The organism is Veillonella parvula (genome assembly GCF_002005185.1).
GTDB classification, from domain to species: Bacteria; Bacillota; Negativicutes; order Veillonellales; family Veillonellaceae; genus Veillonella; species Veillonella parvula_M.
In genome coordinates this window covers 1,861,099-1,874,396 of the sequence record NZ_CP019721.1, presented here as the reverse complement: position 1 = coordinate 1,874,396, position 13,298 = coordinate 1,861,099, and the positions used below count along the sequence as shown (strand labels likewise).

At 39.7% G+C, this 13,298-nt stretch carries 14 protein-coding genes; all 14 read left to right on the top strand.

All coding sequences use genetic code 11. The features are described 5' to 3' along the window. Positions 1-35: 35 nt before the first annotated feature. Positions 36-941 (top strand): DUF1385 domain-containing protein, encoded by a 906-nt coding sequence (locus B1A77_RS08680; protein WP_077708506.1) that lies wholly within the window; start codon positions 36-38, stop codon positions 939-941. Positions 942-943: 2 nt separating this feature from the next. Continuing rightward, a complete protein-coding gene (prfA, locus tag B1A77_RS08675; protein ID WP_004697261.1) occupies positions 944-2,026 on the top strand; it encodes a peptide chain release factor 1 in 1,083 nt (360 codons plus the stop codon). Then, a complete protein-coding gene (gene prmC / locus B1A77_RS08670; RefSeq protein ID WP_024061898.1) occupies positions 2,019-2,888 on the top strand; it encodes a peptide chain release factor N(5)-glutamine methyltransferase in 870 nt (289 codons plus the stop codon). Before prfA ends, prmC begins: the two co-directional genes overlap by 8 nt. Position 2,889: 1 nt before the next feature. After that, entirely contained in the window at positions 2,890-3,921 is a 1,032-nt protein-coding gene (locus tag B1A77_RS08665) for an L-threonylcarbamoyladenylate synthase (RefSeq protein ID WP_024061897.1), read from the top strand. A gap of 112 nt (positions 3,922-4,033) precedes the next feature. Then, positions 4,034-4,480 (top strand): low molecular weight protein arginine phosphatase, encoded by a 447-nt coding sequence (locus B1A77_RS08660; protein WP_024061896.1) that lies wholly within the window; start codon positions 4,034-4,036, stop codon positions 4,478-4,480. 11 nt (positions 4,481-4,491) lie between these two features. Continuing rightward, on the top strand, positions 4,492-4,929 hold the full coding sequence (rpiB, locus tag B1A77_RS08655) for a ribose 5-phosphate isomerase B (protein WP_024061895.1): 438 nt from the start codon (positions 4,492-4,494) through the stop codon (positions 4,927-4,929). A gap of 46 nt (positions 4,930-4,975) precedes the next feature. Then, positions 4,976-6,208, top strand: coding sequence for a serine hydroxymethyltransferase (locus B1A77_RS08650; protein ID WP_004697326.1), 1,233 nt, complete (start codon positions 4,976-4,978; stop codon positions 6,206-6,208). A 184-nt stretch (positions 6,209-6,392) separates the two neighbouring features. After that, positions 6,393-7,019, top strand: a complete 627-nt coding sequence (gene upp / locus B1A77_RS08645) for a uracil phosphoribosyltransferase (RefSeq protein WP_008601199.1) — start codon at positions 6,393-6,395, stop codon at positions 7,017-7,019. Positions 7,020-7,048: 29 nt separating this feature from the next. Further along, entirely contained in the window at positions 7,049-7,429 is a 381-nt protein-coding gene (locus tag B1A77_RS08640) for a zinc ribbon domain-containing protein (protein WP_024061894.1), read from the top strand. 250 nt (positions 7,430-7,679) lie between these two features. Next, on the top strand, positions 7,680-8,705 hold the full coding sequence (locus B1A77_RS08635) for a sugar-binding transcriptional regulator (RefSeq protein WP_024061893.1): 1,026 nt from the start codon (positions 7,680-7,682) through the stop codon (positions 8,703-8,705). Positions 8,706-8,772: 67 nt separating this feature from the next. Next, positions 8,773-9,783, top strand: a complete 1,011-nt coding sequence (gene gap, locus B1A77_RS08630) for a type I glyceraldehyde-3-phosphate dehydrogenase (protein ID WP_004697289.1) — start codon at positions 8,773-8,775, stop codon at positions 9,781-9,783. Positions 9,784-9,796: 13 nt separating this feature from the next. After that, positions 9,797-10,975, top strand: a complete 1,179-nt coding sequence (locus tag B1A77_RS08625) for a phosphoglycerate kinase (protein ID WP_077708505.1) — start codon at positions 9,797-9,799, stop codon at positions 10,973-10,975. 1 nt (position 10,976) lies between these two features. Then, positions 10,977-11,747 (top strand): triose-phosphate isomerase, encoded by a 771-nt coding sequence (gene tpiA / locus B1A77_RS08620; protein ID WP_024061891.1) that lies wholly within the window; start codon positions 10,977-10,979, stop codon positions 11,745-11,747. A 13-nt stretch (positions 11,748-11,760) separates the two neighbouring features. Then, on the top strand, positions 11,761-13,287 hold the full coding sequence (gene gpmI / locus B1A77_RS08615) for a 2,3-bisphosphoglycerate-independent phosphoglycerate mutase (RefSeq protein WP_077708504.1): 1,527 nt from the start codon (positions 11,761-11,763) through the stop codon (positions 13,285-13,287). Positions 13,288-13,298: the final 11 nt, after the last annotated feature.

The window sequence follows — 13,298 nt, the reverse complement described above, 5'->3', positions numbered from 1 at the left end:
ATTGGCAGGGCTGTTGGCTCTGCCTATATTTGTTTATGAGAGGAGATCTTGTGAACAGAGAACGTATAAAAAAGTTTGTCGGAGGACAGGCTGTAATTGAAGGTGTCATGATGAGAGGCCCTGGCTATACGGCAACTGCCGTACGTGAGCCTGCGGGAACTATTGTAGTTCAAAAAGAGGCTACAAAGTCTATTGCTGACATATATCCAATATTGAAAAAACCATTTCTTCGTGGCTGTGTAGCTCTCTATGAATCTCTAGTGATAGGCATGAAGGCTTTATCCTTCTCTGCTAAGGCTGCTGGCGATGAAGAGGAAGAAATGTCTAATAGTGAAATCGCCATTACCATGGTCATTTCCACACTGTTTGCGATAGCTGTGTTTTTGGCATTGCCTACATTTATCGTAAAATTTATTCCTGGTGTACAGGATAATCATATAGTATTAAATCTCATTGAAGGTGTCATTCGTTTAGTACTTTTCTTACTTTATATTTGGGGGATTGGTCTTACGAAGGATATTCAACGAGTTTTCCAATATCATGGGGCAGAGCATAAAACGATTCATACTTATGAATTAGATTTGCCTTTAACTGTAGAAAACGTTCGCCAACAAAGTCGCTTGCATGCGCGATGTGGTACAAACTTCTTACTTATTGTTATGGTAGTTAGTATCTTTGTATTTGCTTTCTTGGGTTGGCCCAATTTGTTGGAACGTATCGTGAGCCGCGTACTCCTTATGCCCATAGTAGCTGGTATTGCGTACGAGGTGATTCGTCTTGCTGGACGTAGCGATCATTCTTTTGTGAAAGCTCTTATTAAACCAGGTCTTGCGTTACAATATATGACAACGCGTGAACCAGAAGATGATCAAATTGAAGTTGCTATACGAGCTTTAGAAGAGGTCCGTCCGCCTGAGAGTGACGCATATGAAGAGGAATAAACATGTTAGTTGATAAATTACAAGTTATTGAAGATAAATTTATGGATCTTGAGCAGCGCATTAGTGACCCAGAGGTCATTGCTCGCCAAGATGAATGGCGTAAATTGACCCGTCAACATGCTCAATTATCTGAAACCGTTGAAACGTTCCGTACTTACAAAAAAGTTTTATCTGGTATTGATGAAGCTATGGAAGTTATTGAAGATAAATCCATGGACGAAGAATTCCGAGAAATGGCTCAAGAGGAATTGAAAGAGTTAAAACCTCAAAAAGAGGAATTGGAAGAAAAGTTGCAAGTTCTATTATTGCCTAAGGATCCTAATGATGATAAAAATATTATCATTGAGATTCGCGGGGGCGCTGGCGGTGATGAAGCTGCATTATTTGCAGGCGACTTGTTCCGCATGTACACAAAATATGCGGAAAGCCAAGGCTGGCGTTGTGAGATTATCGATGCTAATGAACCAGAGCTTGGTGGATTTAAAGAGGTTATTTTCTCTGTGGATGGTGAAAATGTATACTCTAAGATGAAATTTGAATCTGGTGTACATCGTGTACAACGTGTACCGGCTACAGAAACACAAGGCCGTGTACATACATCTACAGTTACAGTAGCCGTATTGCCAGAGATGGAAGATGTTGATATTGAAGTTAATGAAAAAGATTTAAAAATTGATACATATCGTGCGAGTGGTGCCGGTGGTCAGCATATCAATAAAACTGAGTCTGCTGTTCGTATTACACACTTACCATCTGGTATCGTTGTAGCGTGTCAAGATCAACGATCTCAATTACAAAACCGTGAAAAAGCTATGCGTGTATTGCGTGCTAAGTTACAGGATCAAGCTGAACAAGAGGCCATTTCTAGTATGGCTGCAGATCGTAAGAGTCAAGTTGGTACCGGTGATCGTAGTGAACGTATTCGCACCTATAACTACCCACAAGGTCGCGTCACAGATCATCGTATTAATTTAACATTATATAAATTAGACGCTATTTTAAATGGCGATCTTGATGAAATTATTCAAGCCTTAAATGCTGCAGATCAAGCGGCAAAAATGCAGGAGGCTAATACAAATGCATAAGGAGATTTGGACAATCGGTCGTATTCTCCAGTGGACAGAGCAGTACTTTCAAAGCAAGGAGATGGATACACCTCGACTTGATGGGGAAGTACTGCTTTCTCACGTTTTAGGTAAAGATCGGATTTATCTATATACCCATTATGACCAACCGCTTATTCAAGACGAGCTCGATGCCTTTAGGCCTCTCGTTCAACAACGAGCTAAGGGGCATTGTGTAGCGGCTATCATTGGGGAAAAGGACTTTATGGGGTTGACTTTTAAGGTGAATGATAAGGTATTGATTCCACGACCTGATACGGAAACCTTGATTGAGCATGTACTAGGTACTTATCCAAAAGATAGTAATGTGCGTATTCTTGATGTATGTACAGGTCCTGGGACAATATTACTAAGTCTATTACATTATTTGCCAAATGCTAGTGGTGTTGGTTTAGATATCTCCACAGATGCTTTACCGGTGGCACGCGAAAATGGTGAGTCCTTTAATTTAGCTGACCGAGTACAATTTATGGAATCAGATATGTTCTCCACTTTATATGGAAAAGAGGAGAAATTTGATCTTATTGTTTCTAATCCTCCATACATTCGAACTGGTGATTTAAAGATGTTGTCTCCAGATGTATTAAATGAGCCGCATATTGCCTTGTTTGGTGGTGAAGATGGTTTAGAATTCTATCGTATTTTAGCTAAAGAATGTAGAAATTATTTAAACGCTAATGGCCGTGTGGTGTTTGAAGTAGGCTTTGACCAAGCAGAAGAGGTAGGTGCTTTATTGCAAGAAACAGGTCAATATTCGAATATTCAATTTATAGCTGACCTCGGTGGTCATAACCGCGTAGTGACAGCTGTATATGAGGGCTAATATGGATACTAAAATCATTACAAATCCATCAGAACAAGATATAGATACTTTAGCCCGTGCTTTGCGCAATGGTGAATTGGTATCTATACCAACCGAAACTGTATACGGTTTAGGTGCTAATGGTCTAGATCCAGAGGCGATGGATAAAATCTATGCTGCCAAAGGACGGCCTTCTGATAATCCACTCATTTTGCATGTTCCTAATAGTGAAAGCATAAAACCTTTAGTAACAGAAATTTCTGCTACGGCGCAAGCCTTAATGGATACATTCTGGCCAGGGCCATTAACGATTACATTGCCTAAATCTGATTTAGTGCCAGATCGTGCAACAGGTGGTTTATCTCGTGTGGCGCTTCGGTGTCCTGATCATGAGGCATGTCGAGTATTACTAGAGCGTGCAGGCATACCTATAGCGGCACCTAGTGCCAATATTTCAGGGCGCCCAAGTCCAACTACTGCAGAAGATGTATATAATGATATGAATGGTCGCATTTCCTATATCTTAGATGCTGGTCCATGTACGATTGGTGTAGAGTCTACTGTTGTAGAAGTCCATGATGATAAGGTCATTATATTAAGACCTGGTGGAATTACAAAAGCACAGCTTGAATGTGTGGTGTCTACTGTTGAGTATGATACTGCTTTAGTTAATGCAACCACTACGCCAAAGGCTCCTGGCATGAAGTATACGCATTATGCGCCTGATGCACCTATGACGGTTGTTGTAGGTAGTCCAGAAGGTGTAGCACACACTTTCAAAGAGCTTTCAGAAGGCATAGAAGGTCCCATAGGGTGTTTGGTAAGTCATGAAACGTATAACTTGATTAAAGAGGATGGACGATTTATGTGCCATTGTTTTGGCCATCATGGAGATGCGTTAGCATTGGGGCACGACTTTTATAAAAGTCTATTACATTTTAATGAAAATCATGTTACGCTAATCCTAGCAGAAGGTGTTGATGATGATGGTTTTGGTGTTGCCATTATGAATCGAATGGAAAAAGCATCGAGTCATCATATCATTTATAAGTAAATTTACTAGCATAAAGATGTCCACTGATAATAGAAAAATGTCTTTACATATTGGATAGATTTGCTATAATGTATAAAGTAATCACAAAATGTGATTGAGTAAGGATGTTATTATGAATATTTTATTTGTATGTACCGGCAACACTTGCCGCAGCCCTATGGCTGAAGGTATTACACGGGCCCTTGCAGCGGAGAAACATAAGGATGTTACAACTGTATCGGCTGGTTTATTTGCCGCTTATGGAGCAAAACCAACTGAACAAGCCGTAGTAGCTGTCCGTTCCATTGCAGATATTTCCAACCATGAATCGAGACCATTGACGATGGAACTCGTGAATGCAGCAGATCTTATTATTGGTATGACGAAAGATCACAAATCTGTACTACTTCGCCAATTCCCCTTTGAGGAAGATAAAATTAAAACAATTTCCGAGTGGGGTGGTCAAGATGGTGATGTTACGGACCCATATGGATCTGACCAAACCGTATATAATCAATGTGCGGAACAAATTTATCACTTAGTAGAGGCTGGTCTTACATCAGTGCCTCAGAAGGCGTAGGAGATGAAATTATGAAAGTTGCAATCGGTTGTGATCATGGCGGATTAAATCTGAAGGAATCTGTTAAAGAAGTATTGAGTGCATTGGGACATGAAGTAGAGGATTTTGGTTGTTATTCAGCTGGGTCTTGCGACTATCCTGATATTGCAGTACCTGTAGCAAATGCAGTTGTATCTGGTCAAGCAGATCGCGGTATTTTGATTTGTGGTACTGGTATCGGTATCGGTATTGCAGCAAATAAGATAGCGGGAATTCGCGCTGCTCTTTGTCATGATACATTTTCTGCTCACGCATGTCGTGAACATAATGATGCGAACATCCTTACTATGGGTGAACGCGTTATTGGACCAGGCCTTGCTAACGATATTGTAACCATTTTTATGGAAACTGAGTTTGAAGGTGGACGTCATGCACGTCGTGTAGAGAAAATAAAAGCATTAGAGAAATAATACATCATTACTTTATAGATAGTTGTTCTATATGAGGAGGATACTCATGAGTTTCTTAGAAAAACAAGACCCTAATATTCAAGCTGTTATCAACCAAGAGTTAGCACGCCAACGCGATAAATTAGAAATGATTGCTTCTGAAAATTTTGTTTCTCAAGCTGTAATGGAAGCTCAAGGTAGCGTATTGACTAACAAATATGCAGAAGGGTATCCTGGCAAACGCTATTATGGCGGTTGTGAAAATGTTGATGTTATTGAAACATTGGCTATCGAACGTGCAAAACGCCTGTTCGGTGCAGAACATGCTAATGTACAACCTCACTCTGGTTCTCAAGCAAACTTTGGCGTGTATTTTGCATTATTACAACCAGGTGATACTATTGTGGGTATGAACTTGTCCCACGGCGGTCATTTGACTCATGGTTCTCCAGTTAACGTATCTGGTACATATTTCAATGTAGTACCTTATGGTGTAGATGCTGAAACACAACAAATCGACTACGATGAGTTCCGTAAAATTGTATTAGAAGCAAAACCTAAGTTGATTATCGCTGGTGGTAGTGCTTATAGCCGTCAAATCGACTTTAAGAAAATGGCTGAAGTGGCACACGAAGTAGATGCTATTTTCATGGTAGATATGGCTCACTTTGCTGGACTTGTAGCAGCTGGTTTACATCCAAACCCTGTGGAATATGCAGATATCGTTACTACAACAACTCATAAAACATTGCGTGGCCCTCGTGGTGGTATGATTCTTTGCAAAGAAAAGTATGCTAAAGCAATCGATAAAGCCATCTTCCCTGGCATCCAAGGTGGTCCTTTGATGCATGTTATCGCTGCTAAAGCTGTAGCATTTGGTGAAGCTTTACAACCTGAGTTCAAAGTATATGCACAACAAGTCATCGACAATGCAAAAGCGTTGGCTGCAGCATTACAAGAAAAGGGCTTAACAATTGTTTCTGGCGGTACAGATACTCATGTTATGCTTGTAGATGTTCGTAATACTGGTTTAACTGGTAAAGAAGCTGAACACTTACTCGATGAAGTAGGTATTACATGTAATAAAAATACAATTCCATTTGATCCAGCTAGCCCATTTGTAACAAGCGGTATTCGTCTTGGTACGCCAGCTCTTACAACACGTGGTTTGCAAGTGAAAGATATGGAAGAAATTGCCGATATTATTGCAGTGGTTCTTAAAAATCCTGAGGATAAATCGGTCCATGAAGAAGCTAGTAAACGTGTTGCTGCACTTTGTGAAGCGTATCCATTGTACTAATCGATTGTATTAATATTAAATATATATTTATAGTCCTATAAGTTTATAGGTAGTGTAAAAGGGGTGTGCCATCGGCACATCCCTTTCAATATTTTTATGGCATGATTTTCTAATCTGTGATAGAGTAAATATGATAGTTAATCGCTAGAATGGGATATGTATATTGTTTTATAGGAGGACAGTCATGAAAGTTAATGTTATGACACATCCATTGATTCAACACAAAGTTACATTGATGCGTGACGTACAAACAGGCTCTAAAGATTTCAGAGAACTACTTGATGAAATTACTATGTTGATGGGGTATGAAATTACACGCAACTTACCACTTGAGGATGTGGAGGTAGAAACACCACTAACTAAAATGACTGGCAAACGAATTGCAGGTAAAAAATTGGGTATTATTCCAATTCTTCGCGCTGGTCTAGGTATGGTAAATGGTATGCTTAGTTTAATTCCAACTGCAAAAGTTGGTCATATTGGTTTGTACCGTGATCCTGAAACTTTGAAACCAGTAGAATACTACTGTAAACTACCATCTGACGTAGGGGAACGCGACTTCATCGTAACTGATCCAATGCTTGCTACTGGTGGTAGTGCAGCCGCAGCGATTACATTGCTAAAAGAAAAAGGTGCTAAACATATTAAATTAATGTGCTTAGTAGCTGCTCCCGAAGGTGTAGAGGCTGTAAATAAAGAACATCCTGATGTTCCTATTTATGTAGCGGCCCTCGACGAAAAACTTAATGATCATGGTTACATCTTACCTGGCTTAGGGGATGCTGGTGACCGTATCTTCGGTACAAAATAAGGGGAATTTTGTAGGGGGGAAGTATTAAAATGATCATTATAAAATCTATATTTGGGTTTATTATTTCTTGTTTAGTTGTTGATGGTTATATGGATTTTGTCTATGATCCAATATGGACAAAACCTATGTCAATGATTCCAGTGATTGCTGCTTTATTTTTAATACCAGCAATTATTGCAAATAAAAAAGGACGTTCCTTCTTCTTGTGGCTGATTTATAGTAATTTATTGTGGATTGTTGCTTTAGTTCATGCTATTTCACTTAAGGATAATGATAGTGTTAAGGTTAAAGATGATAATCTTAAGAAATGCCCATATTGTGGGGAATTTATTCGTAATGAAGCTATTAAGTGTCGATACTGTCAATCTGATTTATCAGAATTTTCATCTGAACATAACACTGAAACATAACACTGATGAGATCAATGGAGAATATGAACTAACCTCAATGGAATTAAAACCTTTTGAAGATAGTACCAATCAGTCTAAATAATAATTTATCTAGAAAACGCCCTAATTGGGCGTTTTTTTGCTTGAATAAAATTCACACAGGGTATACAATACAAATATAGAGTTTATTTTTTACTTTAGGTGGGACGGATTTTGTTCACATGGGACGAAAAACGATTCATATAATCCCAACGGGTAAAGGAGGGACCCGATGAACGAATTTCTAATGATATGTGAACGTATTGTTCCTGAAATTGTTAGCGTATTGAAGGAGCGATACAAAATACTAAACCACCTTGTTTATGAAGAGCCTATAGGCCGTAGGACATTAGCTACCGCAACGGATCTTCCAGAGCGAACCGTACGAAGTCATATTGAGTTAATGCGTGCTAATGGTCTTGTAGACATTTATAAACCAGGGATTTTTCTCACTGATGAGGGTCATGCAATTGTTCCAAAGTTACGAAATTTTTTAAATGAGCTAGATCGTATTAACGAGCTAGAATATCGATTGACTGAAGCACTTCATATCGATAGAGTTGTTATTACACCTACAGAAGGAACCTTGATGGTTAAAAAGTTAGGTTTTACAGCGGCAAAGTTATTGCAAGACCTATTGAAACCTAATGCAGTAGTAGCCATCAGTGGCGGTAGTACCATGGCAGCAATAGCTGAAGAAATGCCTATCTTACCTTTCAATCCTACTGTGGTACCAGCCCGTGGTGGCGTTGGTGAAGTAGTGGAATACCAAGCTAATGTAATTGCTTCGGTGCTTGCCGAACGACTAAGTGGTTCCTATAAGATGCTCCATTTACCTGATGGACTTTCACAAGACTCATTACATATGCTCATGACTTGTGAACCACAAATTAAAGAAATTGGAGACCTCATTAGTAGGACTGACGTACTATTATTTGGTATTGGTACTGCAATGCGCATGGCGGATCAGCGCCATATTGCCGATGATGTGCGTAAGCAGTTGGTAGATAATCATGCGGTAGGTGAAGCACTTGGCCAATATTGTGACATTGAGGGTAAGTTAATTTATTCTACCAATAATATTGGTTTATCACTTCCCGATGTAGTAAAGGTTCCCAATGTTATTGCTGTAGCTGGTGGACAAGAAAAAGCGAGCGCTATTATAGGTGTGATGCGAGCTTGCCAGAAAGGGATACTTATCATTGATGAGCAAGCAGCCGAAGGTATGCGTCAATTGTTACAAATTTCTGCCTTATAGGCGAATTAGTAGTTATAAATTTTAGTTTGAATTTGGTTAGAATTTTTGTTATTAGGAGGATCTAACAATGGCAGTAAAAGTTGGTATTAACGGTTTTGGTCGTATCGGTAAATGTGTAGTTCGCGCAGCGATTAATAATCCTGATGTGGATGTAGTGGCAATTAATGCAACTGGTGATAATGAAGGTACTGCATTATTGTTAAAATACGATTCCGTACACGGTACAATTCCTAATGAAGTAACATTTGATGAAGAAAATATCTACGTTGATGGTAAAAAAATCCGTGTATTCCATGACCGCGACGCTTCTAAATTACCTTGGTCTGAAGAAGGCGTAGAAATTGTTATGGAATGTACTGGTAAATACCGTGATGCAGAGGAAGCAAAGGTTCATTTGAATCAACCTACTGTAAAAAAAGTATTAATCTCTGCACCTGGTAAAAACGAAGACTTAACTATGGTTATGGGCGTTAACCAAGATATGTATGATCCTGCAAAACATCACATTATCTCTAATGCATCTTGTACAACAAATTGCCTAGCTCCATTTGCTAAAGTATTATGTGATGAATTCGGTATCAAACGCGGTATGATGACTACAATTCATTCCTACACAAATGACCAAAAAATTCTTGATGCACGTCATAAAGACCCTCGCCGTGCTCGTGCTGCAGCAATGTCTATCATTCCTACAACAACTGGTGCAGCGAAAGCTGTTGCTAAAGTATTGCCTCAATTAAAAGGTAAATTAGATGGTTTTGCATTGCGCGTTCCTACTCCAGACGTATCTGCTACAGATCTTGTTTGCGAACTTGAAAAACCGGCTACTAAAGAAGAAATTAACGAAGCATTCCGCAAAGCAGCAGCCGGTGAATTAAAAGGTATTCTTGGTGTATCTGATGTACCATTGGTATCCTGTGATTTCAGCTCTGATCCTCGTAGCTCCATTGTTGATGCTGATTTGACAATGGTTATGGATGGCAACATGGTAAAAGTTGTTTCTTGGTATGACAACGAATGGGGTTACTCCGAACGTCTTATCGACATGGCCGCATTTGTAGCAAGCAAAGGCTTATAATCAGGAGGCTTTGATGAAACAAACAATTGAAGGTTTACAAGTAGCTAATAAAACAGTATTTGTTCGTGTTGATTTCAATGTTCCTATGAAAGACGGTGTCATCACTGATGACACTCGTATTCGTAGTGCATTACCTACTATCAATTACTTAATCGAAAAAGGGGCAAAGGTTATCCTTGCTTCTCACTTTGGTCGTCCTAAGGGAGAACGCAAACCAGAAATGTCTTTGGCACCATGTGCTAAGCATTTATCTGACCTTATCAACAAGCCTGTAGTATTCGTAGATGACTGCATTGGTCCTAAAGTTGAAGAAGCTGTAAAAGCATTACAATCTGGTGATGTATTGATGCTTGAAAATTTGCGTTACCACAATGAAGAAACTAAAAATGACCCTGAGTTTGCTAAGCAATTGGCATCTCTTGCAGATGTTGCTATCAATGATGCGTTTGGTGTATCTCACCGTAATGCGGCATCTGTAGTCGGTATTGCTGATTATATCCCTATGGCAGCAGGTTTCTTGCTCAAAAAAGAAATTGACGCATTAAGTGCAGCTATAGTACATCCCAAAACACCTATGGCAGCTATTATTGGTGGCGCGAAAGTTACAGATAAAATCTCCGTTATTTCTAACTTATTGCCTAAAGTTGATGTAATGATCATCGGCGGTGGTATGGCTAATGCGTTCATTAAAGCGCAAGGTTGCAATATTGGTAGCTCCTTATTTGAAGAAGGTCAAGAAGTTATCGCTACAGACCTTGTTATGGAAGCTCGTGTAGCAGGTGCTAAATTACTAACACCTATTGATGCTGTAGTAGCAGATGCTTTCAGCAACGATGCTAATACTAAAATCGTTGATGTTGATCAAATCGAAGATGGCTGGATGATATTAGATATTGGGCCTAAAACCCGCGAACTTTATGTAGAAGCATTGGCGCCAATGAAGACTATTATTTGGAATGGTCCTATGGGCGTATTTGAAATGGAAAACTTTGCAGCTGGTACAAATGCAGTAGCGAAAGCTGTAGCTGAATCTGATGCGATGACTATCGTTGGTGGTGGCGACTCTGTAGCAGCCATTGAAAAAAGTGGTTTAGCAGATAAAATTAGCCACATCTCCACAGGTGGCGGTGCATCTTTAGAATTCTTAGAAGGCAAAATCCTACCGGGTATTGCTGCATTGTCCGAGGCATAATATGAGAAAACCCATTATTGCAGGGAATTGGAAAATGAATGGCACCATTGCATCTGGATCAATTCTGATCGAAGCGTTTAACAGCGTGTTACAAGATATGGAATTGTCCTGTGATGTAGTTGTATGTCCGCCTTTTACAGCTATCGAACGTGCTGTAGTATTGACGAAAAATACAGCTATTGAAGTAGGTGCACAAACTATGGATTATCATGATGCTGGTGCGTTTACTGGTGAGATTTCACCACTTATGCTTACAGAAGTAGGCGTTAATTATGTAATCATCGGTCACTCTGAGCGCCGTGAATATTATGGCGAAACAGATGAGACCGTTAATGCAAAAATTAAAAGTGCATTTCATCATAATTTGAATCCTATTGTCTGTGTTGGTGAAAGTTTAGAACATCGTGAAACGGGTCATACACTTGATTGGATTACGTCTCAACTAAAAGGGGCTTTGGCTGATATTCCGAAAGAACAAGTCAGTCAATTAATCATTGCGTACGAACCAATTTGGGCTATCGGTACGGGCAAGACAGCAACGGCTGATCAAGCTGAAGAGGTATGCAAAGAAATCCGCAATTACATTCGATCTTTATATGATAATGAAACTGCCGATGCAGTACGCATCCAGTATGGTGGTAGCGTTAAATCAGAAAATGCACTAGAAATCCTTGGAGAGCCTAATATTGACGGTGCTCTCGTAGGTGGTGCATCACTTGTGGTCGATGAATTTATTGATATTATTAAAGCTGCAAACCAAGTAAGCGCTTAATATGAGGTTACAAATGGCTAAATTAGAGGCTCCCGTAATGCTAGTCATCCTAGATGGCTTTGGCTTGGGGGATAAATCAGACACAACCAATGCTGTAGTACAGGCGAAGCCGCTCTGTTTTAATCGATTATGGGATATGTATCCACATACAACATTAGAAGCATCAGGGCTTGCGGTAGGTCTTCCAGAAGGTCAAATGGGAAATTCTGAAGTTGGCCATTTAAATCTTGGCTCTGGTCGCATAGTGTATCAAGATTTGACTCGTATTACTAAAGATGTCGAGTCTGGTGAGTTTTATAATCGCCCTGTTATGAAGGAACTATACGAAGTAGCTAAGAAGCAAAGCTTACATCTTATAGGCCTAGTTTCAGATGGCAATGTGCATTGCTCCTTAGACCATATTAAGGCAGTCATCAAGGGGGCTCATGATAATGGAATCGAGCATGTGTATGTTCATGCTTTGCTCGATGGTCGTGATGTAGCTCCACAATGTGCACAAGGCTATTTAAAGGACTTAGAAACGTATATGGCTGATTTAAATTGTGGCAAAATTGCTACAGTTAGTGGTCGCTATTATGCAATGGACCGCGATAATCGTTGGGACCGCGTTGAATTGGCATATAATGCCATTGTGCATGGTCAAGGGGAAATAGCTACATCTGCATGTGAAGCGGTGCAACAGTCCTATGATAGAGATGCGACAGACGAGTTTGTACTTCCTACGGTGATTGATGCTGCAGGGACTATCAAAGAAGGAGATGCGGTTATATTCTGTAATTTCCGCCCAGACCGTGGTCGTGAACTTACAAAGGCACTAGTGTTACCTGATTTTGATGGCTTTAAACGGGAGCCACTATCTATATATATGGCAACTATGACAAAATACGAGGATGGTTTGCCCGTACATATTGTGTATGAAAAGGATACATTATCTGAAACATTAGGTGAAGTTCTAAGTGCAGGTGGTTATCGCCAATTGCGCATCGCAGAAACAGAAAAGTATGCTCATGTTACATATTTCTTCAATGGCGGTGAAGAGGAACCCTTTGAAGGTGAGGATCGCATTCTCGTAAAATCCCCTCAAGTGGCGACCTATGATTTACAACCAGAAATGAGTGCTTATGAAGTGACCGATAAGGTTGTACAAGCGATACAAGATGAAACATATGACATGATTATCTTGAATTTTGCAAATCCAGATATGGTTGGTCATACTGGTAGCTTTGAAGCTGCCGTTAAAGCGGTTCAAGCAGTAGATACTTGTTTAGGTCGTATCGTGGAGGCTATTCGTAGCAAGAAAGGTCATCTGTTAGTTACAGCAGATCATGGTAATGCAGAGCTTATGGTTAATCATGAAACAGGTAAGGTACATACGGCACATACAACGAACTTGGTTCCTTTAATTTTAATGAGCGACAGTTTAAAAACAGCTACATTAGAAGCTGGTAAATTATGTGACATTGCTCCTACATTATTAGACTTAGCTGGGATAAAACAACCAAAAGCTATGACAGGTCATAGCTTGGTACATAAAGCATAATATGGAGCTTT